This window comes from Cellulosimicrobium sp. NPDC030954, from assembly GCF_055571305.1.
Map to the genome: position 1 here is coordinate 317,335 of NZ_JBVIFN010000003.1, position 25,415 is coordinate 342,749.

Below are 25,415 nucleotides of genomic sequence, written 5' to 3' on the forward strand. Positions count from 1 at the left end.
AGGGTGCCGTAGGCGCGGTCGCAAACGCGTGCTGCGCGCCGATAGAGGGGGTTATCACGAAGAACGCCCATGCTCGACCGATCGTCCTGCGAGCCTCTTGCGCACCGAGGCCGGACCGGCGCCGGGAAGAACCCCGAACTTCACCCTGGACGGACTTCTCGACGTCGCCGACCAGGCCGTACGATCCGGTCGCGCCGCACAGTCGAGCCGTCCGGTGCTCACCACCCTTGTCCGTGCTCGGCCGCTTCGGTCGCTCGACGCACGGCCACGCACGAGAGGCAGCCACGACGAGTGAACCCGGTCACCCTGATCTCCGAGGCGCTCGAAGGTGATGGTCACGCGATCATCATCTGCGTCGCCGTCGCCCTGATCGTCCTCGTCGCCCTCTGGGCGGTTGCCTACACCGTGCGCGCCTACATGCTGGGCGTCAAGGCCATCGCACAGGTCCGCACCCTCATCTCCGTGCTGGACGCAGAGAACGCGTCTTCCGTCCGTCGGGAGCTGCGCGGACGCGCCATGGCACCCGGCCGAGGGAACGCGCTGTGGCGCGAGTTCGACGAGACCCTCGTCGTCCTGGATGACGACCGGCTCAGCAACACGGTCGAGGCGGAGCACTACTTCAGTCCCGACCGTTTCGCGCCCGAGCTCGTGCGCAACCGGCTGCTCGGGGCCGCACCGTCGATCCTCACTGCACTCGGACTGCTCGGGACGTTCATCGGGCTCGCCGTCGGGCTCAACGGACTGAACCTCAGCCAGGCTGCGACTGCCGACGAGATGCGGACGGGTATCGAGGCCCTGGTCAAGGGAGCAGGTCTCGGCTTTATCGCGTCCGTGTGGGGCGTGCTCTGCAGCCTCGTCGTGAACATCCTCGAGAAGATCTGCTCGCGGTCGATCTCCAAGCACGCCGCAGAGGTCCGCGACCAGGTCGACCAGGTGTTCCTCCTGCAGACGCCGGAGCACTCGCTCGTCCGGATCGAGCAGTTCACCCAGGACTCGGCAACGGCCCTGGCAGAGCTGCACGAGAAGATCGGCACCAAGCTCCAGGAAGCGGTCACCGGCCTGTCCGAGGAGATGCAGTCGGCCCTCACGCGAGCGATCGAGACCGCGGTGGCGCCGTCGATGAACGCGCTGGCGGAGCGGACCTCGAACCAGTCGGCCCAGGTCTTCGAGGACCTCGTGGACAAGTTCACAGAGAGCTTCCGCGGGATCGGCGAGCGGCAGGCGGCAGAGCTGGGCTCGGCGTCGGCCACGCTGGACAACGCGCTCACGGGAGTCTCGGACCGGGTCGGTGCCGCGGTGGCCTCCATGCAGGAGGCGGCGGCTGCCCAGGCGGCAGCGACCACCGCGCAGACCGCGGCGCAGGAGCGCCAGATCGCGGAGCAGGAGGAGTCGTTCCGCTCCCAGATGTCGGAACGCACGCAGGCCTTCGAGGCGGAGATGTCGACACTGACCGAGCTCGTGACGAGCCAGGCGAAGATCCTGGACGGGTCGCTCAGTGCGCTCGCCGTCGGGATGGACGCCGCCGCCGGCAAGCTCGGGGCCGCGACGACCGGGCTGCAGCGGTCCTCGGAGCTGCTCGGCTCCACGTCCCGCGCGTTCGAGACGACGAGCCGGCGGCTCGAGGAGTCGTTCGACGCCGGCGCGACCGCGCTCGCCGGGACGGCCGAGGCGCACCAGGAGGCGTCTCGGTTGCTGGACCGACACACGACGGAGCTCGACCGGCTCACCGAGACCACGGCGGCGACGGCCGGGAAGCTCCTGACCGCCGCGCAGTCCGCGAACACGGCGTTCGACACCCTGCGCGCGTCGCAGCGCCAGTTCCTCGACGACCTCCAGCAGCGGGTCGAGAACCAGAGCGCCGTGCTGCGCGAGTGGCTCGACGAGTACGGCGACAAGGTCCATCACCAGACCCGGGACCGGCTCGAGACCTGGGACGCTCACACGCGCGAGTTCGCCGCGCACATGCTGCAGACCAGCCAGGCCCTCGCGGAGGTCGTCGACGAGATCGATGCGAAGGCGAAGGTGTCGGCGCGTGCGTAGAGGACGGCGCCGACCTGGCGACACCTCGGGCGCCGACAACCCGTACTGGGTCTCCTTCACCGACCTCATGACCGCGCTGCTCGCGGTCTTCATGCTCGCCGTCGTGGCGCTCGTCCTCCAGGTCACCCAGGAGCAGCAGGCGCTCGCGGCGCAGCAGGAGGCCGCGGAGCAGGAGCGTGACGAGTTCAGCAGCCACATCGCCGACCTGAGCCGCGCCGAGGACGTCAGGGCGCAGATGCTGCTCGAGATCGCCGACGGGCTCCAGTCCCAAGGTCTCGCCGTGCACGTCAGCGAGGACAACTCGGTGCTGAGCATCCCGACGGAGCTGCTGGGCTTCGAGAGCTCCGAGTGGGAGCTGCGTCCCGAGCACCAGGCGGTCGCGCTGCAGATCGGCGAGGCGATCTCTGCGGCGCTCCGCACGGACGACCGCTTCCGCTACATCGACACCGTGTTCGTGGAAGGGCACACCGACAGCAACCAGTTCGAGGGGGTCGAGGGAACCGGCAACTGGGGGCTCTCGACGTTCCGTGCGATCTCGCTGTGGCGCTACTGGGAGACGGCGCTTCCCGCCGACCACCGGCTTGCGACGCTCCAGCGTTCGGACGGGAGCCCCCTGTTCTCCGTGTCCGGGTACGGAGAGACCCGGCCGGTGACCTCGCAGCAGACGACGGACGCCGAGCGGGCCGCGAACCGCCGCATCGAGATCCGGTTCACGGTGATCCGCCCGACCGCGGAGGATCTCTCCCGGCTCCTGGACGAAGCTCCTGCCGAGGAAGGCTGATCGTGCGTCCCACCGCGACCTTCGATCTCCCGCACTGGCCGGAGAGCATGACCGGCTCGTGGACCGGCCTGGTGGCGCGAGCCTCTCGGCAGCGGCGCGAGGCCGGCGGTGGACGCGCCTTCGGAGTCCTGATGGACGAGATCCGCGCCGCGATCGACCACGGGGAGATCGATGCGATCGTGACGCGGCTCCACGAGCGTCGCGTGGCACGCGCACTCGTCTCGGTGTGGAGCCACGACGTGGAGCGGGCTCGGGTCTCGATGACGCCAGACCTCGTCCGGGCGGTCGTCGACCGTCAGGACCCCCATCCGTCGCGGCTCCTCGTCCGCGCGCTCGTCGACCTCGTGCTCCGGCACTTCGACCTGCTCGACTCCTGGACGGCGGGGCTCTTCGACGCCACGTCCGGGGCAGCACGACGTGCCGCAGCGCTCGCTCCGCGACCCCGCCGCGCCCCGGTCGTCGTCGATGTCGCGGACGTCGCACGCGACCACCCCGAGGAGCTGCTCGTCCGCGACGCGCCTCGTCGCGTCGCGGGGCTGCTCGTGGCTTCCGGCGCCGACGGGATCCCCCGCCCCTTGGACGACTGGGTCCGCGCCCGTGGGCTGCAGGGGTACGAGTCCGGCCGGTTCGGGCTGCTCGTCCGGCAGGCCGTCTACCTGGAGCGCCTGGCTCGCGCGGACCACACCGACCCGACCGGTCTCGGCTTCCTGCCGGAGATCACGGCGCGGTCCGTGGTCGACGCGCCCGGAAGCGCGGGCCGCTACTTCGGTCACGACCTCCTTGAGGTCATGACGACCCGAACAGGAAACGGTGCGCCGTGCGACACGTGGCTCGAAGCGCTCGTGGACATAGGCGGCGATCCTCGCCTGCAACGCTCGGCGCAGTGGAACCGTTGGTGGGAGCCTCTCCCACTGTCCGCTCGCGAGCAGGCCGTGCGCTGGATGAGCGTCGAGGACCTGCGCCTCTTCCTCGAGGCGGTCGACACGTACGCCCGGGACAACGGCAAGGAGGATATGCTCCGCATGTTCCCCGCCCGCAAGCGGTTCTTGTGGGGACTCTACGAGCAGGGCCTCGTCCGCGAGTCGCGGGTCGTTCTCGGTAACCGTGCCCGCGCATCGGTGCAGCACCAGCTCGGCCGGCTCCGGACGGACGTCTCGAGCCTGACGGCGCGCACCGACACGGCGATCGTCGTTCTGGACTGCGGGTCCTTCCACCTCGTCGAAGGGTCGCACAGCTTCAAGCTCTGGATCTTCGACGGCCCGGCTCGCGGGATCCTCACGGACCGCTCCCGCAGGACGTTCACGCCCGAGATGCTCACGTACACCGTCCCGAACGATCATGCGCGGAATCATCCGGGGGGAGCACGAGCCCACACGTCGATCACGCATCACGAGTCGACGTGGCAGCACCACGCGGTCCGCTTCATCGTCGAGGAGCTCGGCGTGAGCCTCGACCCGCGGACCGTGATGTCCGCTGACGACTACTCCCAGCTCAAGCGTCGGTTCGGTCTACCGGTGCTCGGCGCACGTTCCGTGACGAGGTGAACCCATGGGCTTGAAGGACATGCTCTCCCGGCTGCGCATGCGGCCCGACGACGAGGCGGCGCCGATGCGGCGGTTCCAGGTCTCGTTCGACGACGACGGCGCCAACTTCGTCACGACGCCCGAGGACCTCGACCTGCTGCGGCAGGGCGAGGGACAGCGGTCGACACAGGAGCAGTTCCTGGTCCTGGAGATGATGGAGGAGGCCGGTGCCGCACTGCCTCTGCCGAACGGGTACGCGGTCCGGTCCCGGGACGTCGCGGCGATGGGTCCGGAGGAGGCTGCGATCCTCGGGCTTCCCCCGCTGCTCCCGGGCAGACTCGAGCCGAAGGTCCGGCACAACACGACGTCCCGACACTTCGACGTGTCGCTGCGTGTCGTGCTCGAGGACGGTGACGAGCCCTGCCGCCGCACAGGTCCCGTGGTCACCATCGGGAGCGAGACCAGGTACCGGTTGTCTCCCCGCGCGCTCCGGGTGATCCGCGCCGTCGAACGGCACGCTGCCCTGGAGGTCGGCCGTCGGTCGGAGGCGGACAACGTGCGACTGATCGCGGAGATCCAGGCGGCTCAGCGAGATGCGGCGCAGCTCGACGGCGTCTCCTTCTCGCTCGGGCACCTCGACGAGTTCAGCACCGTGTCACCGACGTCCGTGAGCCTGCTCGTCGAGGAGCAGCCCGACGGTTCCCTCGCGATCAGTCCCGACCTGGGTGCCGAGGTCGACCCGAGCGCGGTCTCGTCACGACGCCATCACGTCGAGGACGAGGGGCCGAGCGTGCTCCGGGTGGGCAACCAGCTCGTGATGCTCGAGGAGGACCAGGCGGAGGGGGTCCGCGAGGTGCTGCGCCGCCCGCACATCCCCGCCGAGGAGAAGCAGGACTTCTACCGCGCCCCGGGGGACTTCTACGATCCCACCCGGGTGGACGTCGACCTGCACTTCGGCGTGCGGGTCGCCGGAATCGGGGTCATCGTCCCGCAGACGTTCACGGACGCGAGCGAGTCCGGGATCTCGTGGTTCGGGGGCGACCCGACCCTGCGGCCCACGGACGTGCTCGCCGGGCTCATCGACTCCCTCCCGAGGCTCGAGCAGGTCGAGCGCGACGTGACCGCTGCCCGCGAGGCCGGGCGGACCGCGGTAGCAGTCGGGGACCAGGTCGTCGACATCGGCGACGAGCGGGCCACCGCCGCCGCCCTGCACGAGGCGCGGGACCGCCTCGAGGAGGAGGCGCGTGCATCGTCGGACGCGTCGTCCTCCGCGGACGCCGACGCCCCTGCTCCCGAAGAACCTGCCCGACGCGTGCAGGTGGGCGTGCACGTCGCCGACGCGCAGGACGTCGCCGACGCCCTGCGCGGAACAGCCGTCGCAGTGCGGCCGATCCGCCCGGTCGACTACGACTCGCTGGCACGGTCGCCCTATCCGCACCAGCGTGACGGCGTCGAGTGGATGGCGGCGCTCATGGCCGCCTCGACGCGCGCCCCCGAGTCCTCGGCCACCCGCGTCCAGGGAGCGGTCCTCGCGGACGACATGGGTCTCGGCAAGACCTACATGACGTTGGTCGCGCTGCGCGAGCTCATGGCTGCGGAGCGTGCGCTGGGCGAGGATCCACGCCCGACCCTCGCCGTCCTGCCCGTCGCGCTCATCGAGAACTGGGAGGCGGAGCTCGCGGGGACCTTTTTGGAGTCGCCGTTCGGCGACGTCGTCGTGCTCCAGGGCGGTCGCGACCTGCCGCGGTTCCGGCTCGCGGGTGCGGGCCGGGAGACGACGGCGACCGTCACGTCGCTGGACGAGCGCGGGATGATGCGGGACGACGCCATCCGCTTCTCGCTGCGCGTCGGCCCCGACCACGGGGACCGTCGGCTCGATGTGCCGGGGCGCCTCGTGCTCACCACGTACGACACCCTTCGCTCGTACCAGCTCTCCTTGGCCCAGGTCGACTGGGGCACCGTCGTCTTCGACGAGGCGCAGACGGTGAAGAACCCTGACACGCTCGCGACCCGAGCGGCGAAGGCGCTCAAGGCCCGGTTCAAGCTGCTCGCGACCGGGACCCCCGTCGAGAACTCCATGCTGGACTTCTGGTGCCTCATGGACACCGCCCAGCCCGGGCTGCTCGGCTCGTGGTCCGACTTCCGGTCGCGGTGGGTCGCTCCGATGAAGGACGCCGACCCGCAGGAGAAGATGCGTATCGGCGAGGAGCTCCGCGCGCTCGTCGGGCCGTTCATGCTGCGACGTGTGAAGGAGGACCACCTCGCCGATCTCCCGCCGAAGACCGTCTACGGCCCCGAAGAGGGCCCGTCGCGCGTCGCCCGGCCGGAGCTCGGCGTCCCGATGCCGGCGGGACAGCGCGAGGTGTACGACGACGTCCTGCGCGACTACCAGCGCAGCGCGGGCGCCCAGGGGGCTGCGCTGAAGGCGGTCCAGGGGCTGCGTGCCGTGAGCCTGCACCCCGCGGCGCGCGGCGACGGTGAGCTCGGGACCGATCCCGGTTCGCTCGCGCTCTCCGCTCGGATGACGGCGGCTCTCGAGGTCCTCGACGCGGTCCGCGACAAGGGTGAGAAAGCGATCGTCTTCGTCATCAACAAGAAGGTCCAGCGCAGCCTCGCCCTCTGGCTCCAGGACCGGTACGGCCTCCCGGTGTCGGTCGTGAACGGCGACACGGCGGCGGTGTCCACCGGCTCGTCGCCGACGCGCAAGCGCATCATCGAGAGGTTCGAGCAGCGCCCGGGGTTCAACGTCATCATCATGTCGCCCCTGGCAGTCGGGGTCGGGCTGACCGTCGTCGGCGCGAACCACGCGATCCATCTCGAACGGCACTGGAACCCGGCGAAGGAGGCGCAGGCGACCGACCGGATCTATCGCATCGGCCAGACGAGACCGGTCTCGGTGTACCTGCCTGCGGCGCTGCACCCGGACATGACGTCGTTCGACCTCAACCTCGACCGGCTCCTGCAGCAGAAGACGATCCTGCGCGAGGCGATCGTCGTCCCGGAGAAGGTCACCGAGGACGAGCTCGCGGATGCTCTGACGCTCGACCCGCGCTGATCGCGACGAGCCGCCTGCATCGCATCTGATTCATTCGAGGAGTAGCCTGATGCTGAATCGGGAATGATTCACATCCGTATTGAGAACAGGATGAATCAGATATGAGCGCATCGATGCCGTGGTTCCGTGCGCGGACCGCGGGCGCCCTCGGCTCGGCCGTGCGCCGCGCCCGGCAGGTTGCCGTGCTGTCGCAGGACGAGCTCGCCCGTCGCGCGTCGACGTCGAGGCCCACCGTCTCGCGCCTCGAACGAGGTTCTGCCGTCGCGACCTCGACCCTGCTCGACGTGGCAGCGACGTGCGGCTACGAGCTCGTCCTCGTCCCTCGGGGCGCTCGGCTCACCGTCACCACGGGCGCGAGCGACGGCGAGTCGTGAACGCCACGCCCGACGTCCTCGCCGTCCACCTCCGCGGGGACCCAATCGGCGAGGTGCGACGCCTGCGGAACGGGCGGCTGCGTCTGCAGTTCTCCGACGGGGCGCTCCACCGCTGGGGCGAGGGCAGCCGCCCGCTCTCGTTGTCGCTTCCGCTCACCCCACGTCGGCTCGACGGGCCCGAGGTGCATCGGTTCCTGGACAACCTCCTGCCCGAGGGCCCGGTGCGGGCCGCGCTCGAGCGGTAGCACGGCGTCGCTCCCTCGGACACGTTCGGCCTCCTCGCCCGGGTCGGGGCCGAGTGCGCCGGAGCCGTGCAGCTCGTCCCGGAAGGAACCACGCTCGACGACGGGCATCTCCGCCCCTTGGACGACGCCGAGTTCGCGCGGCTCGTGTCCGAGCTGCCGACGCTCGATCCGCCGGACGACCTCGCCGTGACCGCGTCGCTCGGTGGTGTGCAGGCGAAGGTGCTGCTGCACCGCACCGAGTCGGGCTGGGCGTGGCCCGCGAACGGCGCGCTCTCCACGCACATCGTCAAGCCTGAACCACTCGGCGGGACGGGGATCGAGAGCCTGGTACGGCTCGAGCACTGGACGCTGCTGCTCGCCCAGGCAAGCGGTGTCCCGGCCGCCCGCAGCGAGCTGATCGCGGTCGACGGGCGGGACGTGATCGTCGTCGAGCGGTACGACCGCACGGGCGGGCGACGGTCGCACCAGGAGGACCTCGCCCAGGCGCTCGGTCTCGCCGCGCAGGACAAGTACGAGCCGTCCGGACGGTCGCCGGGACGACTCGCCAGCGTCGCACGCACGGCCTCGGCCGAGGCGATCGACCCCGCGGCCCTCCGCCACGACCTGCTCCGGCTCGTCACCTTCAACACGATCGTCGGCAACGGCGACGCGCACGCGAAGAACTACTCGCTGCTCGTCGACACCGAGGCGTCGTACAGCGTCGCACCGCTGTACGACGCCGCGCCGGTCTACCTCGTCTCGTCCGCGTACCGGCACTCCGGGCTCGCCGTCGCAGGCCGGAACCGGCTCGACCTCGTCACGGGTGCACTCCTGGTCGAGGAAGCGGTGTCATGGGGAATGGGACGCGCGACGGCGGTGGAGACCATCGCCTCGATAGCGGACGCCGTTCTGCACGGCCTCGATGCAGTCCCGACCGATGTCCCACACGCCCAGGTTCCGGAACGCGTTGCCGAGAGGGCGACCGCGGTCGCCAGATCGGCGATGGGGAGTCCCCCCAATTCAGCGTGACCATCGACGGGGCGTGTCCGTACGGTGTCCGTACGGGTTGAGTCCTGGGGGAGATCATGGCGACCGCACGTCAGACAAAGAACCGACGCATCGAGGTCCGCGCCACCGAACGCCAGGAAGCGCTGGTCCGGCAAGCTGCGGCTGCAAGCAGTCAGACCATCGCCAGCTTCGTCCTCTCGTCCGCGGTCGAGCGAGCGGAGCGCGTGCTCGCCAAGCGTCGATGGTTCACCGGGTCGCCCGGCGAGCACCAGGCGCTTCTCCGGCTCCTCGACGAGCCGCTCCCCTCGACCGTCGCGTTCGAGAAGCTCTGGTCGCGTCCGTCGCCGTTCCGGCAGCCGTTCACACCGAACGCTCGATGAGCGAAGAGTCCCTTGACCCTCCGCGTCGCCTGCGGCGGGACGACGACCGGGAAGCCTTCGAGGGCGGCGCGAGCGAGCTGGACGACTGGTTCCAGCCGATGCACCTGGTTCTCCCGATGAAGGAGATCCGGAGAAGCCTGCGGAATCCGGCGCCGTGAGCGACGCTCACACGGGCTCGCCCCAAGCGCCCAGTGCCTAGGAGTGCACGACGAACCGCACCACTCGTCGAGGTAGGTCTGCGTGACCCGGTCGTCGGTCCAGACCCTCGCGACCGGCCCTACGGCGAACCTCGGACGACACCCCCGGGCGACCCGTCGAACGGCTGGTCCTTGGCCCACCAGAGGAACTCCGCCGCGTGCTGCTGGTTCTCGAACCCGTCGCCGACGAGCGCCCGCAGGAGAGTGTTGCTCCACACGATGAGCCGACCGATGGTCCAGGTGACGCGGTGCGGGTCCGGCAGCTCGACGCCCCAGATCGCGCGTGCGACCTCGACCTTCCCGGCCGTGCCGGTGTACTTGAGGATCGTCAGGTACTCGTCGGGGTGGACGATGCACAGCACCTTGGTCAGCAGCGCCTCCTTGAACCCCTTCATCCCGAGGGACGTGGTGTCGTCGATCAGCTGCGTCAGCCGGTCCTCGAGCGGGGTGGACTCCGGGCCGCGGAGCAGGTGCTCGACGGCCGTGCGCACCTGCGCGGCGGCCGCGTCGTCGCCGATCCGGTTCCACTCGGTGTTGAACACGGACATGTTGCCCGGGTTCGCCCCGACGGACAGGTTCGCGAAGTCCTTGAGGTCCTGAGGCGCTGCCGTCGGCAGACCCTCAGCACTGAAGATGCGCTGGTACTTCGCCCAGAAGGGCGCCACGGCAGGGTCAGGCGTCGGGCTGCCCGCGAGGAATGTGGCCTTGAGCTTCCGCGCGTGCTCGACCCGTTCTGGTGCGACGTCCTCGGGGCGCGGGAAGGTCGTCCGCAGCTCGTCGTAGGTCGGCAAGGGTCTCGGGCGCGTCGGCGCGTTCGCCGTCCCGCGCACCCACGTGTGTCCGCACTCGACACAGCTGACCCGACGGCGCCCGTCCGACAGGACGTCGAGCAGGTCGACGTCGTCGGAGCCGCACGCGCTGCACACGAGGTCGGTGATCACGGCTGCAGCTCCGAGGGGCCGGCAGGCATCCGCTCCGCGGCGGCGAGGAAGCGCTCGGCCGCTGTCAGGTTCTCGACGACGGCGAGACCGTCGCCGTCACTGACCAGCCGGACCTCGCCGACGGAGTCGGCTCCTCCGGCGGTGCTGTCGATCATCGGTGTCCCCTTCCGAGGGTCGGGAGGCCGCCCCGGGACTCGCAGGCGCGGTGGAGCGTGTCGTCGAGGTCCTCGCCGGCCGGGCCGTCGTCGAGGTCGAGGATCGCGCGCTCGCGGAACCGGGCCTCGCGACGCTCGAGGTACGTCGGGCGGCCCTCGTCCGTCTCGTCCCGCGAACGACGGCGCGGGGTCTCTGCCAGAGCGTCCGGGTCCGGGGTGCTCGGGCTCGCGCCGGTCGGGGCTGGGGCGTTCCGGGTAGCCGTGCCCGACGACGCAGCGTCCGTCCGCGCGGCACCTCGCCTCGCGGTGCGGCGTGGGCCGGGGCAGACGGCGGTGCCGGTCGCATTCAGGTGTGGCGGCCACAACCCGTCCGGGTTCGCCGCGAGCGCGCGTCCGCACGTCGGACAACCCCGGCGTGCGGACGACGCGGGCGCGGGCGTGCTGGACCCCGGCGACACGGGAGGCATGGTCACAGCCCTGCCATCTCGGCCGCCTCGCGCACCCGGAGCTTCCCGGACATGAGTTGCGGCAGCAGCGTGTCGCGCGTCGCAGAGAGCACCGAGTTCTCACGAAGAGCCGCGCTCGCCCGCTCGTGAAGCACCCGCGCCTCCGCTTCAAATCGCCGTTCGGCCTCGATCGAGAGTCGACGAACCCGTAGCTTCTTGAAGTTCCCCCGCGAGAGTTCGAGGAACGTCGCTCCGTTCGCGTGGTCGAGGAACTCCGGGACCCGGCTCCGCATCTCGTGGAACAGCCAGTACCGCGACACCCCGTCACGAGGTTGAAGGGCGATAAACCCTTGGTTCGCAGCCATCGGCTCTTCGGCGATCGCGAAGGCACCGATCGTCGCGCGCGAGGTCATGAAGATCGTGCCGCGCGGGTAGAGCAGCGACGAGATCGCGGCGAGCCCTTCCTCGCTGATCGTGCGCTTCGTCTCCCAGACGTACGGTCCGGTCAGCGCAGTCACGTCAGTCGGCGTCAGCCAACGCACTCCGCCGTCCCAGTACTCCGGCACTTTCGAGCGTGGCGTCGCACCACCACCGATATGCGCGACATCGGCGAAGGTCTCTTCCGACAGTCCGGTACCTTCGACAGCCTGCGCGAAGCGAGCACTCGCGAGGGCGTCGGCGGTAGCGGCGAGGCGGCTGTTGGCCGCGATCTTGTCGTCGAGTGCACCGAGCACCTCTGCGATGGCACGACGCACTGAGAGGTCAGGAACGCGAAGACGAATCGCGTCCATCGACCCTCGAGATAGTTTAGGTTGCGCCGATCCGGTGAGATAGCCGGTAATGTCGGTCAACGCCAGCGCGTACTTTAGAAACGCAGTGTCTACCGACTCCTTTCCACGCAGTACATGCACATGGTTATTGGGCCAGAACTTGCCTGAGACCGTGAAGGCGATCGGCGTGGTGCGCGATCGCAAGTTCTCACCGTCCTCCGAAACAAGGAGATACTCACCGTCCAGCAGGTAGTCGTCTACCCAGTCCACAACACCAGAGGCACCGTAGTACGGATGTGGACCTTCACGGCGTTCAGATGCCTTGACCGGGAGCCGTTTCGAATCGAAATTGTCAACAAGGTCGCCAAGTCGGACATCGTGCCACTCAGCCATCGATCCGGCCCAGCTGCTCGCGGACGACCTGCTCGAGCCGTGCCGACTCCTCGAACTGCTCGAAGAGGTCCTTGGTGAGTCTCACGATCTTGTCCTCGACGGGCTCGCCGTCGTCCTCGACCTCGGCGGCGCCGACGTACCTGCCAGGAGTCAGGGCGTAGCCTGCGTCCTTGATCTCTCCGAGCGTCGCGGAGTAGGCGAACCCGGGGACGTCCTCGTAGGAGAGCCCTGCCTCGACGGCCGACTTCGTTCCGCGCCAGGCGTGGAACGTGCCGGCGATCTTCGCGATGTCGTCGTCGGACAACGCACGCTCGGCGCGGTCGACCATGTGGCCGAGGTTGCGGGCGTCCAGGAAGAGCACCTGGCCGGTGCGGTCGACGGACCCCCGGGAGCCCGCCGCCTTGTCCTGGGCGAAGAACCACACGCATACGGGAATACCGGTGGACCGGAAGAGCTGCGTGGGCAGCGCGACCATGCAGGACACGAGGTCAGCCTCGACGAGCTGGGCGCGGATCTCGCCCTCGCCCCCCGAGTTGGACGACATGGACCCGTTGGCCATGACCACACCGGCGGACCCGCCGGGCGCGAGCTTGGACAGGATGTGCTGGATCCAGCCGTAGTTGGCGTTCCCTGCGGGCGGAACGCCGTAGCGCCAGCGGGCGTCGTCGGTGGCGCGGGCCCAGTCCTTGATGTTGAAGGGCGGGTTGGCCATGACGTAGTCCATCTGCACGTCGGGGTGCAGGTCGCGCGCGAACGTGTCGCCCCAGCGCGAGCCGAGCTGGCCGGTGAGGCCGTGCACGGCGAGGTTCATCTTCGCCATGCGCCAGGTGCGCTCGTTGAGCTCCTGCCCGTACACGGAGATCGCCTGCGGGTCGGCGCCGTGGCGCTCGAGAAACTTCTCGGCCTGGACGAACATGCCACCGGACCCGCACGCCGGGTCGTACACGCGGCCCGAGTACGGCTCGAGCATCTCGACGAGCACGCGCACCACGCCGGGGGGCGTGTAGAACTCGCCGCCGCGTTTGCCCTCGGCGGCGGCGAACTTCGCGAGGAAGTACTCGTAGACCTCACCGAGCACGTCGCGCGCCCGGATCGCGCCGACGCCGGTGAACCGCGCCGAGCTGAACAGGTCGACGAGCTCGCCGAGGCGGCGCTGGTCCACGCTGTTCGAGTTGAAGATCGTCGGGAGCGTCGCGGCGAGCGCGGGGTTCGACCCCATGATGTGCACCATGGCGTCGTCGACGAGCTCGCCGATCGTCGCGCCAGGCTCCTCGGTCGTCGCCGCCCGCCCCTTGGCGTGCTGCGCGAGGTAGCCCCAGCGCGACCGCGTCGGGACCCAGAACACGCCCGCGCCGCGGTACTCGTCCTGGTCCTCCAGCAGGGGCTGCGCGTCCTCCTCGCTCAGGCCGTCCGCGACGCACTCGGCGAGGATCGCGCCACGCCGCTCCTCGAACGCGTCGGACACGTACTTGAGGAACACGAGCCCCAGGACCACGTCCTTGTACTGGCTCGCGTCCATGGAGCCGCGGAGCTTGTCCGCGGCCTTCCACAGCGTGTCCTTGAGCTCCTTCATGGTGGTCGCCGTGCTCGGCGTGGCCACCGCCTGCTTCGTCCTCGGGGGCACTTCTGCTCGCTTCCTCGAATGGTCCTCGTGAACAGCCCTGCTCACGAGCCGGGCTCATCCTTGCGCATGCGTACGACACCGCTCGTGACGCCGTCGACCAGCACCTGCTCCAGCTCCTCGAGCCGCACCAGCTCGGCGCGCGCTGTGGCCCGCCTCTCGCGCACCCGCGCGAGCGCCGACGCGACGTCGTCCGCCTGCTCGGCGGGGACGAGCCGCACGTCCCACGACCGCCACCGGGTCCCCCTGGCCTGCGCCGCGACGTCGCGCGCGAGCACCTCGGGCACGAGCAGCGCGTCGGCCCCGACAGCGCCCGGGCGCTCCCCCGGGCCGTGCGCCCGCAGGCGCAGCACCCGGGCCGGGAAGGCGACCACGGAGAAGCCTGCGGTGTCGACGATCGCGGCGGGGTGCGGCGTGGTGCAGAACACGACGTCGCCCGGCTCGGTGACGCGGCCGGCGGGATACCGGGCGGCGAACTCCAGGCGGTCGACGACGCGCGTCCCGACATCCAGGTCACCGAGCAGCTCGGGGACGCCCAGGACCCGCGACTCGCCCGCCGGGTCGTCGCCGGGCGCGCGCACGTCGGCGTCGTCGATCCGATTGCCCGGCACGCGGCGCACGACGCCTCCGTCAACAAGGCTTCCCAACCGCGCCCGCCGCACCGGCTCGGCGTGGCCACGATCGACCCGGACGTCGAGCGCCGGGCGCGGGACGCCGTCGAGCGCGTCCACCAGCTCGACGGCGCGCGCGACGGCAGCACCGCCGTCGTCGCGTGCGACCGGTGCGAGCGGTCGCACGACCTCGACGAGGCTTCCCCGCGCGGCGAGCAGCTCGCGCACGTGCACGAACCGGGAGAACCGAAACGCGTGCCGCGCCACGTCGTCCCGCGTGCCGAGGGCCGCGACGACGTCGGTCACGAGGTCCTGGACCACCCCCGGCGGGAACGCGCCGTGCACGGGCGAGACCCCCGAGAGGTCGGCCACGGTCGTCCAGCGATCCGCGATGTCGAGGTTCGGGTCGGGGTCGCCGCCCCGGAGGACCCAGAGCGCGAGGCGCTCGCGCGAGCGCTCCACGAGCAGGCCGGCGGGCAGGAGGACCGCCGCGCGCAGGCGGTTCGGTCGCAGCAAGGCCGCGCGCACCGACTCCGCCTCGGGCGACGACGACGCGTCGATCAGCGCGCTCGCGGGGCCGATCACGAGCGCGAACTGACCGTCGGCGAGGCCGAGCACGAGGTCGTCCACGAGGTCGAGGACGGCGACGTCGTCGAGCACACCGGAGCCGACGGACGGGACCTGGGTCACCACGAGCGGGAGCTCGTGCGACCCGGGAGCACCGGCGACGGGCTCGGTCTCCAGGGGCCGCACGGACCAGCCGTGCGCGCCGAGCCGGCGGCGTACCAGACGGTGGGCGTCGCCCGTCGGCACGTGGGCCGTCGGAGACTCCACGACCTCGCCGCGGCCGAGGACGACCGCCAAGAGGTCCCCGCAACCCGGGTACGGGTCGGCGACGGCGCGCTCCACCGTCACGCCCGACGCCGCGTGGTCGCCCCCGACCGCGCCGGCTAGGTCCGCGACGAGCGCGAGCGCTGCGGGCGCGAGCGCCGATCGGGAGAGCTCGTCGCGTCCCGTGCGGAACCGGTCGGCGAGCAGTGCCTCCACCGCGGCGCCGGGCGTGTACGCCGACCCGGCGGCGAGATCCGCGAGCGCGGCGAACCGGTCGAGGTGATCCCCGAGCGCTTCGACCTCCGCGTAGAGGGCGTCGTCGCCCGGGTCGAGCTCGTCCGCCAGGTCGAGGACGTCGTCCGCGTCGAGGGATCCGAGGGGCTCGGACACGTAGGCCTTGAGGCGCAGGAGCGCGGTGAGACCCGCGAAGGCGACGTCGCGGTCCGGGCCGGACGCGTCGTCGAGCATCGCCCGCAGCGCGACGTCCGCGCGGAAAGCGCGGTTGTTGCCGAGGCCGCTCGCCTCGATCCAGTCCGCCACGTCCGACGCGCGGAACAGCAGCGCCTCCGAGCGCGGTCGACCCGGGACGGCCACCGCCCGTCGCACCGGCGCGGGGAACGGCGTGGGGCCGGTGGCGTGGCGCCGGCGCCAGACCGACACCACCGGACGGCGCACGCGGGCGAGCTCGGCGACGTCGGCGAGCGTGAGGCGCAGGTCCGTGAGCAGCGGCTGCGGCGCGGGGACTGCAGGAGAAACGGTCACGGTGGGGCACCTCCTCAGGTCGTGTTCGTCGTCGATTCCCGACCCTATCGGGATCGAACACGTTCCCATGCACCCCCGCGATAAGCCCTCTTATCACGTCTCGCATCGCCGCCCGACCGGCTGTTCGAGAACGCTCCTCCATGACCGGTCACCACGGCCGGCGCAGGGCGAAGGAGCTCGTATGACCTCGATCAGCCACGTGAGGTGCCGTTGCGGGTCCGTGTACCCCGTCCACGAGGGACGCGGCCTGTGCCCGCACTGCGTGTCCCTCACCCCGCCCGTCGACCGAGCCGTCGCCGAGCCGGACGCCGACGAGGACTGAGCTCCGACACCCCGTCTCGTCGCACCCGCACCGCACCGCACCGCACCGCACCGCACCGCAAGGAGGCCACCATGCCGTTCATCCGCTCCGTCCGGGTCGCGCACCCGGGCACGACCAACGAGCACGTCGTCGACGTCCGCTACTCGACCACCACGACCGGACCGCTCCGCGCCGGGACGCGCGAGGCCGTGCATGCCGCCATCCGCCGCGGCGAGCGGTTCCGGACGTTCGACGAGCGCACGCACAACCAGGCCGACGTCGTCGCCCGCGTCAGCCCGCGCGGGACCCGCTACATCGCGACCGTCGCGAACGGACGCGAGACCGACAACCTCCTCCACCTCCCCCGCCACTGATCGCGTCCGACCCACCGAAGCCGCACCGAACCGAAGGAGCACCATGTCCCCGTACAGCCAGCCCCTGTCCGTACCGCCGCTGCGCGGCGCTCGCGCGATCGCGGTCGCGTTCTCACTCACCGGGTCGCTCACCGCGTGCGGCCTCGCGGCGCCGGTGGCCCCGGAGGTGACCCCGACCGCATCGTCGGCGGCGTCCGAGGCCCCCGCCGCCGAGGCGACCCTGATCGGCACGTACCAAGAGGGCTACGGCCTCGGGTACGAGCACGGGTCGACGACCGGAGCCCGGGCGGGCACGGACTTCCTCGCCGCCCGGACCGAGCAGTTCAACGATGGCTACGAGGCCGGGTACTCCACGGGGAAGGACGAGGCGGAGGCCGCGAACAAGAATCCCGTGACGTCGTTCGGCACCCCCATGGAGTGGGAGGACGGGCTCACCCTCACCGTCACCAACGACGGATACTTCACGCCGAGCGAGTGGGCAGCGGTCGGCGAGTTCTCCACCTACCTCAGCTTCACCTTCACGGTGACCAACGGGACCGCCACCACCTGGTCCTCGTCGGGCTACACACAGGTCACGAGCGGGGGCGTCGCCGGCGACGAGGTGTACGACTCCGACCAGGGATACGGCGGCGCACCCACCGCTCCCGTCCTCCCGGGGCAGTCGATCACCTGGAAGCAGGGGTTCGGCGTCACGGACCCGGCGGACCTCACGATGAACGTCTCGCTCGACTGGGACCACGTCGATGTCGTCTACACGACGGTCGAGGACGCCTGGACCTTCTAGTGCCCCGCGAGGGCGTCGAGCGCGGCCCACTCGTCGTCGGTGAGGAGGCGCGACCGGATGATGAAGCGCACACCCTCGGGCGCCTCGACGCTGAACCCGGCGCCGCGGCCGGGCACGACGTCGATCGTCAGGTGCGTGTGCTTCCAGTACTCGAACTGGGCGCGGCTCATCCAGACGGGCACGGTGAACGTGCGCGCGCCGTCGGGCGCGCCCGGGACGTCGACCGCGTCGTCCACGACGACCAGGTCACCCAGGTGGACGTCGGCGTCGCCGAGCAGGAAGTCGCCCTGCGGGTAGCACATGGGCGACGACCCGTCGCAGCACCCGCCGGACTGGTGGAACATGAGCTCGCCGTGGACCGGGCGCAGCCGCGCGAGCAGCGCCGCGGCGTCGTCGGTGACCGCGACCCGCGCGGGAGCCGAGCCGCCCGCGCGGGGCGAGAGAACGTCGTCGTGCATGAGAACCTCCACGTGTCGGAGCCGACCAGGCGATCCCGGCACCCCGACCAGGCGGTCCTGGCTCGTCGGCGTCGCAGGACGAGCCAAGACCACCTGCTCGGCGGCCGGGGGCCTAGAAGAAGCCGAGCTTCTGGGCCGAGTAGGAGACCAGGAGGTTCTTCGTCTGCTGGTAGTGGTCGAGCATCATCTTGTGGTTCTCGCGCCCGACGCCGGAGCCCTTGTACCCGCCGAACGCGGCGGCCGCGGGATAGGCGTGGTAGCAGTTCGTCCAGACGCGCCCGGCCTCGATGGTGCGGCCCGCGCGGTAGGCGGTGTTCCCCGACCGTGACCAGACGCCGGCGCCGAGCCCGTAGAGGGTGTCGTTGGCGATGGTCATGGCGTCGTCGAAGTCGGAGAAGTCGGTGACCGCGACGACGGGACCGAAGATCTCCTCCTGGAAGATCCGCATCGAGTTCTTGCCCTCGAAGATCGTGGGCGTCACGTAGTACCCGCCCGCGAGGTCGCCGCCGAGCTCGGCGCGCGTCCCGCCCGTGAGGACCTTCGCGCCCTCGGCCTTGCCGATCTCGATGTACGACAGGATCTTCTCGAGCTGGTCGTTCGACGCCTGCGCGCCGATCATCGTCTCGGTGTCGAGCGGGTTGCCCTGCTGCACGGCCTTCGTGCGCTCGACCGCGTCGCCGAGGAACGTGTCGTAGATCGACGACTGGATGAGCGCCCGCGACGGGCACGTGCAGACCTCGCCCTGGTTGAGGGCGAACATCGTGAACCCCTCGAGCGCCTTGTCGTAGAAGTCGTCGCGCGCGTCGGCCACGTCGGAGAAGAAGATGTTCGGCGACTTGCCGCCGAGCTCGAGCGTGACCGGGATGATGTTCTGGCTCGCGTACTGCATGATCAGGCGGCCGGTCGTCGTCTCGCCCGTGAACGCGATCTTGCGGATGCGCGGGCTGGACGCGAGCGGCTTGCCCGCCTCGACGCCGAACCCGTTGACGACGTTCACCACGCCGGGCGGCAGCAGGTCGCCGACGATGTCCAGGAGGAACAGGATCGACGCGGGAGTCTGCTCGGCGGGCTTGAGCACGACGCAGTTGCCGGCCGCGAGCGCGGGAGCGAGCTTCCACACGGCCATGAGGATGGGGAAGTTCCACGGGATGATCTGCCCGACCACCCCGAGCGGCTCGTGGAAGTGGTACGCGATGGTGTCCTCGTCGATCTCGGAGATCGACCCCTCCTGCGCGCGGATCGCGCCCGCGAAGTAGCGGAAGTGGTCGATCGCGAGCGGGATGTCGGCCGCGAGCGTCTCGCGGACGGGCTTGCCGTTCTCCCACGTCTCCGCGACGGCGATCCGCTCGAGGTTCTCCTCCATCCGGTCGGCGATCTTGTTGAGGATGTTCGCACGCTCGGTCGCGCTGGTGCGGCCCCACGACCGGGCGGCGCCGTGCGCGGCGTCGAGCGCCCGCTCGATGTCGTCGGCGTTCCCGCGGGCGACCTCGGTGAAGGTCCGGCCCGTGACCGGGCTGGGGTTCTCGAAGTACTGCCCGCTCGCCGGCGCGACGTACTCGCCGCCGATCCAGTGGTCGTACCGGGGCTTGTACTCGGCGATAGCCCCGTCGGTGCCGGGGGCTGCGTAGACCGTCATGCGTCTGCCTCCTCGCAGTGCTGACCCGCCGCGCCCCAGGGAGGCCGGGCGGGGGGATGCCCGACGGCGGTGCGCGGCACGGCGCCTCGTCGCGCCGTGGCACGACGCTAGGCACCCGAGGGTTGCAGGACCGTTGCAGCGGGGGTGGCGGTCAGCCGAGCTCGTCGTCGAGCAGGTCGAGGTGGGCGCGGGCACGGACCCAGCGCGGGCTGCCGTGGTCGGCGACGCGCTGGAGGCGCGTCCACGCGGCGTGGTCCTCGGCGCCGTCGTCGGTGCGGGTCCAGGCGTCGAGGACGTCGGCGTCGCCCGCGGAGACGACGGCCGCGCGGAGCTCGGCCGCGAGCTCGGCGCGCAGGTGCTCGACGGCGGGCGCCCCGGAGCGCGGGAGGAGCGGCGCGCCGTAGGCCGCGACCGCTCCCCGGACGTCGCCGACGGCGAGCCGGTCGCGGACGACGTCGGCGTCGGTCCGCAGCGGGCGCGCGAGCCGGTACGGGCGGGACCCGGCGAGGAGGGGCCCGGCGACGCGGCGCAGGCGCGAGACCTCCGCGCGCACGGTGACGTCCGAGAGCGCGCCCGGGTGCAGGAGCACGGCGAGCTCGTCGGCGGAGAGGCCGCGGGGGTGCGCGGCGAGGAGCGCGAGGATCTCGGCGTGCCGCAGCGAGAGGCGGTGCTCGAGGCCGTCCGGTGCGCGGAGCACGGGCGCCGGCCCGAGCACGACCAGCTCCGGCGCCCCGTCGCGCGGCGGCGCGGGGACGGTCCCGGCGCCGTCGGTCGTCGGCGCCGCCGCGCGCTGGGCCAGCTCGCGCTCGAGGCTCAGCACCGTGGCCCGCACGAGCGAGAGCACGACGCCCGAGGCGGCCGACTGGCGACCCGTGACGTCGAGGACGCCGAGGACGCGGCCCGTCCCTGGCTCGTGGATGGGGACCGCCGTGCAGCTGAACGCCTGGACGGGGCGCGAGAAGTGCTCGGCGCCGAGGACCTGCACGGCGCGGCGCGCGGCGAGCGCAGTCCCGGGGGCGTTGGTCCCGACGCGCTCCTCGCGCCACACCGACCCCTCGACGAACCCGACGCGCTCGACGGCGTCCCGCAGGGAGCGGCTGCCCTCGACCCACAGGAGCCGGCCCGCGTCGTCGGACACGGCGACGGCCAGGCCGTCGTCCGCGGCGGCGTCGACGACGAGCTCGCGCACCACGGGCATGACGGCCGCCAGCGGTTGGGTGTCGCGGTAGGCGACGAGGTCGTCGTGGGCGAGCCCAGAGCCGGTGCGCGGGCCCTCGGGGTCGACGCCGCTGTGCACGGACCGGCGCCACGAGTCGGCCACCACGGGGTGGATGCCGGGCGGGAGCACGCCGTCGACGAGGAAGGACCGGTAGGCGGCACGGACCGAGCGGGCGTCGCGGCGCGCGTCGGGGCGGCGCGGGTGCGCGTCCGAGCGCAGCGGCGGTGCGAGAGTGCGCGGCACGGGACCTCCCACGTCGTCGTGCGGTGCTGGGGTCCAGTGTAGGGGTCGCCCCGCGCGGCGCGACCGGGCCGTCAGCGACGTGCGGGGCGAGCACGTGCCGCGGCGGTGCTCTCGCTCGCGACGCGGCGCAGCCCGGCGAGGACGACGCTCGTCGCCGCGGTGGGCGGGGCGCCGCGGCGCACGGCGGCGTAGACCGGGCGCGTCCGGGGCACCCGCAGCGGGCGGGCGACGACGTCGTAGCGCGGGTCGACGGCGAGGCCTGGCAGGAGCGCGACGGACAGTCCCGCCTCGACGTGGGCGAGCAGCAGCTCGTAGCTCGGGAGCCGCGCGACGACGCGCGGCTCGAACCCGGCCTCGCGGCACGCGCTCTCGACGAGGGTCGAGAGGTACCGGCCGGGCAGGTCGGCGGCCCAGCACGCGTCGGCGAGGGCGGCGAGGTCGACGGGACCGTCCCCCACCGACACCCCCGCCGTCGTCCGTGCCCACGCACCCGCCGGCGCCACCAGGACGACCGGGTCCTCGAGCAGCGGGACGGTCGCGACGTCGGGACCGGCGAGCCGCGCGCCGTCGAGCAGGTCGGCGGTCACCGCGACGTCGACGTCCGCGCGGCGGAGCGCGGGCCCGCTCTCGCGGGGATCGAGCTCGACGACCTCGACCTGCACCCGCGGATGCTCGACGGCGAGCCGCCGCGCGAGGGGGATCACGAGGGCCCGGACGCCGCTCGAGAACGCCGCGACGCGGACGACCCCGGCGGGCTGGCCGTCGGGGTACGCGAGCTCCGCCTCCGCGAGCGCCATCTGGTCGAGGATCACGCGGGCGTGCCGGGCGAGGGTGCGGCCGGCGGGCGTCAGGCGCACGCGCCGTCCCGTCCGTTCGACGAGGCGCGCCCCGGTCTCGGCCTCGAGGGCCGCGAGCTGTGCGGACACCGCGGACGGGCTCACGTGCAGGGACGCGCCCACCGCGCGCACGGTGCCGAGGCTCTCGAGCCGGGCGAGGATCTGCAGCCGGGCGGCGTTGAGCACGCGGTCCTCCGTTCGGGCGGGTCCCGCTGTGCGGGTTCTCCGCACAGACTGTACGAGAACTCGTGCTGTACGCGCACAGGCCGGCGTCCCTACGCTCGGAGGATGGCCGTCGTCCCGTCCCCCGCCCTCGCCGCGTCGACCCGCGCGGTCCCTCCCGCCGCCCCGTCCGAGACGGCGGACGACGCCGCGACGTTCTGGGCCGACGCGGACCAGCACCTCGTGCGGTACGGCGGGCCCTTCACTCCGGAGATCGTGGAGAGCGCGTCGGGCAGCTACGTCACGACGGCCGACGGCCGCCGGGTCCTCGACTTCACGTCGGGCCAGATGAGCGCCATCCTCGGGCACAGCCACCCGGCGATCGTCGAGACGGTGCGCAACCAGGTCGGGAGGCTCGACCACCTCTTCTCCGGGATGCTCTCGCGCCCGGTCGTCGACCTCGCGCGCCGGCTGGCGGCCACGCTGCCCGACCCGCTCGAGAAGGTCCTGCTCCTCACGACGGGCGCCGAGTCCAACGAGGCGGCGATCCGCATGGCGAAGCTCGTCACGGGTCGGCACGAGGTCGTCTCGCTCGCCGGGTCGTGGCACGGCATGACGCACGCCGCCGCCGCGGCGACGTACAGCGCGGGGCGCCGCGGGTACGGCCCGACGGCGCCCGGCAACCTCGTCATCCCCGTCCCGAACGCGTACCGGCCCGACCACGTCACGCCCGACGGCGCGCACGACTGGCGGCGCCAGCTCGACCTCGCGTTCGACCTCGTGGACGTGCAGTCCACGGGCAGCCTCGCCGCGTGCATCGTCGAGCCGATCCTCAGCTCGGGCGGGATCGTCGAGCTGCCGCCGGGCTACCTCGCGGCCCTGCGCGACAAGTGCCACGAGCGCGGGATGCTCCTCATCCTCGACGAGGCGCAGACCGCGTTGTGCCGGACCGGCTCCTGGTACGCGTTCGAGGGCCGCGACGGCGAGGAGCCCGTGGTGCCGGACATCCTCACCCTCTCCAAGACGCTCGGCGCCGGGCTGCCGCTCGCGGCCGTCGTCACGAGCGCCGAGATCGAGGCTCGTGCGCACGAGCGCGGCTTCCTGTTCTTCACGACGCACGTCTCCGACCCGCTCGTCGCGGCGGTCGGCAACACCGTCCTCGACGTGCTCGAGGCGGAGCAGACGGACGCCCGGGTGCGCGTGCTCGGCGGCCGCCTGCGTGCCGGGCTGCTCGATCTCCAGGAGCGGCACGCCACGATCGGCGACGTGCGCGGACGGGGTCTGCTGCAGGGCATCGAGCTCGTGCTGGACCGCGAGACCAAGGAGGGGGCCGACGCCCTCGGCGCCCTCGTCACCCGGCGGGCGCTCGACCTCGGGCTGCACATGAACGTCGTGCAGCTCCGTGGGATGGGCGGCGTGTTCCGCATCGCGCCCCCGCTCACGGTGAGCGAGGAGGAGCTCGACCTCGGGCTCGAGCTCCTCGACCGCGCGCTCGACGAGGCAGAGCGCGAGCTCCTCGGCTGAGAGCGCCCCGCCGGGGCGAGCGGGGCGGCGAGCGCGCCCGGTCCGGCCGCGCGCGGACCCGTCGGCAGCCCGCGTTTACACCGTCTCAGCATGCGCGACGGCCCTTCCGTGATGCGGACAGCAGACCTAGCCTGACGCTCGGACACCCCAGCTCCCGCCGCACGGAGGACACCATGCCCGCACCGCTCGACACCAGCGAGAAGATCACCCAGTACGCCCACCCCGACCGCCTCGTGAGCACGGACTGGCTCGCCGAGCACCTCGGTCAGCCGGGGATCGTCGTCGTCGAGTCCGACGAGGACGTGCTGCTGTACGAGACGGGCCACATCCCGGGCGCGGTGAAGATCGACTGGCACACGGACCTCAACGACCCCGACACGCGCGACTACATCGACGGCAAGGGCTTCGCGCAGCTCCTCGGCGACAAGGGCATCGGCCGCGACACGACGATCGTCGTCTACGGCGACAAGAACAACTGGTGGGCCGCGTACGCCGCGTGGGTCTTCACGCTGTTCGGCCACGAGGACGTGCGCCTGCTCGACGGCGGCCGCGGCAAGTGGATCGCGGAGGGCCGCGAGGTCACGACCGACGTCCCCGCGCCGGAGGCCGTCGAGTACCCCGTCGTCGAGCGCGACGACGTGACGATCCGCGCGTTCAAGGAGGACGTCCTCGCGCACATCGGCAACGGCCCGCTCGTCGACATCCGTTCTCCGCAGGAGTACACGGGCGAGCGCCTGCACATCCCCGACTACCCGGAGGAGGGCGTGCTGCGCGGCGGGCACATCCCGACGGCGCGCAACGTCCCGTGGGCGACCGCGGTCGCCGAGGACGGCACCTACAAGTCGCGCGAGCAGCTCGAGGCGATCTACCAGGAGGGCGGCCTCGGCCTCGCGACGGACGACGAGGTCGTCACGTACTGCCGCATCGGCGAGCGCTCGAGCCACACGTGGTTCGCGCTGACCTACCTGCTCGGGTTCGACAAGGTCCGCAACTACGACGGCTCGTGGACCGAGTGGGGCAACGCCGTGCGCGTGCCGATCGTCAAGGGCGAGGAGGCCGGCGAGGCCCCCGCGTCGCTCAACTGACGCACCGCTCGTCCCTCACGCCCGACCGCGCGCGGCCGCTCCCTCGTGGAGCCGCCGCGCGCCGTCGGCGTCTGCCGCCGGGCATACGTCGCGCCGGCCGGGTGTTCCGCACGGTGGGACTCCGTCCCGGCCGCACGCCCCCGATGCAAGGATCGACACCATGAGCTCCCCGTCCGACGCCTCGTCCCTGCCCGCGGCCCTCGCGGAGATCCGCGAGGACTTCCTCGCGCTGCCCGAGCGCGAGCGGCTGCAGCTCCTGCTCGAGTTCGCGAACGAGCTGCCCGACCTCCCCGAGCGCTACGCGAGCGCGCCCGGCCTGCTCGAGCGCATCGAGGAGTGCCAGTCCCCCGTGCGCGCGTTCGCGGAGGTCGACGGCGACGGCGTCGTGCACTTCTTCGCGACCGCGCCCGCCGAGGCGCCGACGACGCGCGGGTTCGCGTCGATCCTCGCGCAGGGCCTCTCGGGCCTGACCGTGCAGGAGGTGCTCGACGTGCCGGACGACTACCCCATGTCGATCGGCCTCACGCGGGCCGTGAGCCCGCTGCGCATCGGCGGCATGAACGGCATGCTCACGCGCGCCAAGCGCCAGGTCCGCGAGCAGGTGGCCGAGCGCCCCTGACCGGAGGTTCGCACCAGCACCGGCCGAGCATGCGGTTGCGGCCCGTCCGGACGTCCTGACGA

The 25,415-nt window shown here is 71.8% G+C and carries 23 protein-coding genes; 14 read left to right on the top strand and 9 right to left on the bottom strand.

Going from position 1 to position 25,415, the window contains the following annotated elements; translation table 11 throughout:
- Positions 1–291 precede the first annotated feature (291 nt).
- The 9 genes from zorA to ACZ402_RS09135 all read left to right on the top strand — a co-directional run bounded on the left by zorA (position 292) and on the right by ACZ402_RS09135 (position 9,543).
- A complete protein-coding gene (gene zorA / locus ACZ402_RS09095; protein WP_375823046.1) occupies positions 292–2,040 on the top strand; it encodes an anti-phage ZorAB system protein ZorA in 1,749 nt (582 codons plus the stop codon).
- Entirely contained in the window at positions 2,033–2,821 is a 789-nt protein-coding gene (locus ACZ402_RS09100) for an OmpA/MotB family protein (protein ID WP_375823047.1), read from the top strand. Before zorA ends, ACZ402_RS09100 begins: the two co-directional genes overlap by 8 nt.
- Positions 2,822–2,952: 131 nt before the next feature.
- On the top strand, positions 2,953–4,365 hold the full coding sequence (locus tag ACZ402_RS09105) for an EH signature domain-containing protein (protein ID WP_375823048.1): 1,413 nt from the start codon (positions 2,953–2,955) through the stop codon (positions 4,363–4,365).
- A 4-nt stretch (positions 4,366–4,369) separates the two neighbouring features.
- Positions 4,370–7,399 (top strand): DEAD/DEAH box helicase, encoded by a 3,030-nt coding sequence (locus ACZ402_RS09110; RefSeq protein WP_375823049.1) that lies wholly within the window; start codon positions 4,370–4,372, stop codon positions 7,397–7,399.
- A 101-nt stretch (positions 7,400–7,500) separates the two neighbouring features.
- Entirely contained in the window at positions 7,501–7,773 is a 273-nt protein-coding gene (locus tag ACZ402_RS09115; protein ID WP_375823050.1) for a helix-turn-helix domain-containing protein, read from the top strand.
- Entirely contained in the window at positions 7,770–8,018 is a 249-nt protein-coding gene (locus ACZ402_RS09120; RefSeq protein WP_375823051.1) for a HipA N-terminal domain-containing protein, read from the top strand. Before ACZ402_RS09115 ends, ACZ402_RS09120 begins: the two co-directional genes overlap by 4 nt.
- Before the next feature lie 66 nt (positions 8,019–8,084).
- Entirely contained in the window at positions 8,085–9,026 is a 942-nt protein-coding gene (locus ACZ402_RS09125) for a type II toxin-antitoxin system HipA family toxin (RefSeq protein ID WP_375823052.1), read from the top strand.
- A gap of 56 nt (positions 9,027–9,082) precedes the next feature.
- A complete protein-coding gene (locus ACZ402_RS09130) occupies positions 9,083–9,385 on the top strand; it encodes a type II toxin-antitoxin system TacA family antitoxin (protein WP_375823053.1) in 303 nt (100 codons plus the stop codon).
- The gene (locus ACZ402_RS09135) at positions 9,382–9,543 is read left to right on the top strand and encodes a hypothetical protein (protein ID WP_375823054.1); all 162 of its coding nucleotides are present in this window, start codon (positions 9,382–9,384) and stop codon (positions 9,541–9,543) included. The genes ACZ402_RS09130 and ACZ402_RS09135 overlap by 4 nt, the downstream gene beginning before the upstream one ends.
- 119 nt (positions 9,544–9,662) lie before the next feature.
- On the opposite strand, the gene ACZ402_RS09140 is transcribed toward ACZ402_RS09135, so the two are convergent.
- The 5 genes from ACZ402_RS09140 to ACZ402_RS09160 all read right to left on the bottom strand — a co-directional run bounded on the left by ACZ402_RS09140 (position 9,663) and on the right by ACZ402_RS09160 (position 16,112).
- Positions 9,663–10,523 (bottom strand): hypothetical protein, encoded by an 861-nt coding sequence (locus tag ACZ402_RS09140; protein ID WP_375823055.1) that lies wholly within the window; start codon positions 10,521–10,523, stop codon positions 9,663–9,665.
- A complete protein-coding gene (locus tag ACZ402_RS09145; RefSeq protein WP_375823056.1) occupies positions 10,520–10,678 on the bottom strand; it encodes a hypothetical protein in 159 nt (52 codons plus the stop codon). Before ACZ402_RS09145 ends, ACZ402_RS09140 begins: the two co-directional genes overlap by 4 nt.
- 469 nt (positions 10,679–11,147) lie before the next feature.
- Positions 11,148–12,287, bottom strand: a complete 1,140-nt coding sequence (locus tag ACZ402_RS09150) for a restriction endonuclease subunit S (RefSeq protein WP_375823057.1) — start codon at positions 12,285–12,287, stop codon at positions 11,148–11,150.
- Positions 12,280–13,860 carry a class I SAM-dependent DNA methyltransferase gene (locus ACZ402_RS09155; protein ID WP_375823173.1) on the bottom strand — a complete coding sequence of 527 codons (1,581 nt, stop codon included), beginning with the start codon at positions 13,858–13,860 and terminating at the stop codon, positions 12,280–12,282. Before ACZ402_RS09155 ends, ACZ402_RS09150 begins: the two co-directional genes overlap by 8 nt.
- A 92-nt stretch (positions 13,861–13,952) precedes the next feature.
- Positions 13,953–16,112: a hypothetical protein gene (locus ACZ402_RS09160; protein WP_375823058.1), complete on the bottom strand. Its 2,160-nt coding sequence runs from the start codon at positions 16,110–16,112 to the stop codon at positions 13,953–13,955.
- A 393-nt stretch (positions 16,113–16,505) separates the two neighbouring features.
- Here ACZ402_RS09160 and ACZ402_RS09165 point away from each other — a divergent pair, with 393 nt between their 5' ends.
- Both ACZ402_RS09165 and ACZ402_RS09170 read left to right on the top strand, forming a co-directional pair.
- Positions 16,506–16,787, top strand: coding sequence for a DUF3892 domain-containing protein (locus tag ACZ402_RS09165; protein WP_375823059.1), 282 nt, complete (start codon positions 16,506–16,508; stop codon positions 16,785–16,787).
- 43 nt (positions 16,788–16,830) lie between these two features.
- Complete coding sequence (locus tag ACZ402_RS09170; protein WP_375823060.1) at positions 16,831–17,571, top strand: hypothetical protein; 741 nt, start codon at positions 16,831–16,833, stop codon at positions 17,569–17,571.
- Here ACZ402_RS09170 and ACZ402_RS09175 read toward each other — a convergent pair.
- The 4 genes from ACZ402_RS09175 to ACZ402_RS09190 form a co-directional block, all read right to left on the bottom strand.
- On the bottom strand, positions 17,568–18,029 hold the full coding sequence (locus ACZ402_RS09175; RefSeq protein WP_375823061.1) for a DUF779 domain-containing protein: 462 nt from the start codon (positions 18,027–18,029) through the stop codon (positions 17,568–17,570). The genes ACZ402_RS09170 and ACZ402_RS09175 overlap by 4 nt on opposite strands.
- A gap of 112 nt (positions 18,030–18,141) precedes the next feature.
- Entirely contained in the window at positions 18,142–19,665 is a 1,524-nt protein-coding gene (adh, locus tag ACZ402_RS09180; protein ID WP_375823062.1) for an aldehyde dehydrogenase, read from the bottom strand.
- A gap of 151 nt (positions 19,666–19,816) precedes the next feature.
- Positions 19,817–21,127 (bottom strand): helix-turn-helix domain-containing protein, encoded by a 1,311-nt coding sequence (locus ACZ402_RS09185; RefSeq protein WP_375823063.1) that lies wholly within the window; start codon positions 21,125–21,127, stop codon positions 19,817–19,819.
- A gap of 71 nt (positions 21,128–21,198) precedes the next feature.
- Positions 21,199–22,149 (bottom strand): LysR family transcriptional regulator, encoded by a 951-nt coding sequence (locus ACZ402_RS09190; RefSeq protein WP_375823064.1) that lies wholly within the window; start codon positions 22,147–22,149, stop codon positions 21,199–21,201.
- Between the two features lie 102 nt (positions 22,150–22,251).
- Here ACZ402_RS09190 and ACZ402_RS09195 point away from each other — a divergent pair, with 102 nt between their 5' ends.
- From ACZ402_RS09195 to ACZ402_RS09205, 3 genes are all read left to right on the top strand, one after another.
- Complete coding sequence (locus ACZ402_RS09195) at positions 22,252–23,649, top strand: aspartate aminotransferase family protein (protein WP_375823065.1); 1,398 nt, start codon at positions 22,252–22,254, stop codon at positions 23,647–23,649.
- A gap of 173 nt (positions 23,650–23,822) precedes the next feature.
- Positions 23,823–24,734: a sulfurtransferase gene (locus ACZ402_RS09200; RefSeq protein WP_047232734.1), complete on the top strand. Its 912-nt coding sequence runs from the start codon at positions 23,823–23,825 to the stop codon at positions 24,732–24,734.
- A 160-nt stretch (positions 24,735–24,894) separates the two neighbouring features.
- Complete coding sequence (locus ACZ402_RS09205; protein WP_375823066.1) at positions 24,895–25,353, top strand: SufE family protein; 459 nt, start codon at positions 24,895–24,897, stop codon at positions 25,351–25,353.
- Positions 25,354–25,415: the final 62 nt, after the last annotated feature.

Bases quoted from the DNA above. Each gene is read 5' to 3' on its own strand.
- ACZ402_RS09105 (WP_375823048.1), top strand. From the start codon at position 2,953: ATGGACGAGATCCGCGCCGCGATCGACCACGGGGAGATCGATGCGATC.
- ACZ402_RS09110 (WP_375823049.1), top strand. From the start codon at position 4,370: ATGGGCTTGAAGGACATGCTCTCCCGGCTGCGCATGCGGCCCGACGAC.
- ACZ402_RS09115 (WP_375823050.1), top strand. From the start codon at position 7,501: ATGAGCGCATCGATGCCGTGGTTCCGTGCGCGGACCGCGGGCGCCCTC.
- ACZ402_RS09130 (WP_375823053.1), top strand. From the start codon at position 9,083: ATGGCGACCGCACGTCAGACAAAGAACCGACGCATCGAGGTCCGCGCC.
- ACZ402_RS09135 (WP_375823054.1), top strand. From the start codon at position 9,382: ATGAGCGAAGAGTCCCTTGACCCTCCGCGTCGCCTGCGGCGGGACGAC.
- ACZ402_RS09145 (WP_375823056.1), bottom strand. From the start codon at position 10,678: ATGATCGACAGCACCGCCGGAGGAGCCGACTCCGTCGGCGAGGTCCGG.
- ACZ402_RS09150 (WP_375823057.1), bottom strand. From the start codon at position 12,287: ATGGCTGAGTGGCACGATGTCCGACTTGGCGACCTTGTTGACAATTTC.
- ACZ402_RS09155 (WP_375823173.1), bottom strand. From the start codon at position 13,860: ATGAAGGAGCTCAAGGACACGCTGTGGAAGGCCGCGGACAAGCTCCGC.
- ACZ402_RS09165 (WP_375823059.1), top strand. From the start codon at position 16,506: ATGCCGTTCATCCGCTCCGTCCGGGTCGCGCACCCGGGCACGACCAAC.
- ACZ402_RS09170 (WP_375823060.1), top strand. From the start codon at position 16,831: ATGTCCCCGTACAGCCAGCCCCTGTCCGTACCGCCGCTGCGCGGCGCT.
- ACZ402_RS09175 (WP_375823061.1), bottom strand. From the start codon at position 18,029: ATGCACGACGACGTTCTCTCGCCCCGCGCGGGCGGCTCGGCTCCCGCG.
- adh (WP_375823062.1), bottom strand. From the start codon at position 19,665: ATGACGGTCTACGCAGCCCCCGGCACCGACGGGGCTATCGCCGAGTAC.
- ACZ402_RS09195 (WP_375823065.1), top strand. From the start codon at position 22,252: ATGGCCGTCGTCCCGTCCCCCGCCCTCGCCGCGTCGACCCGCGCGGTC.
- ACZ402_RS09200 (WP_047232734.1), top strand. From the start codon at position 23,823: ATGCCCGCACCGCTCGACACCAGCGAGAAGATCACCCAGTACGCCCAC.
- ACZ402_RS09205 (WP_375823066.1), top strand. From the start codon at position 24,895: ATGAGCTCCCCGTCCGACGCCTCGTCCCTGCCCGCGGCCCTCGCGGAG.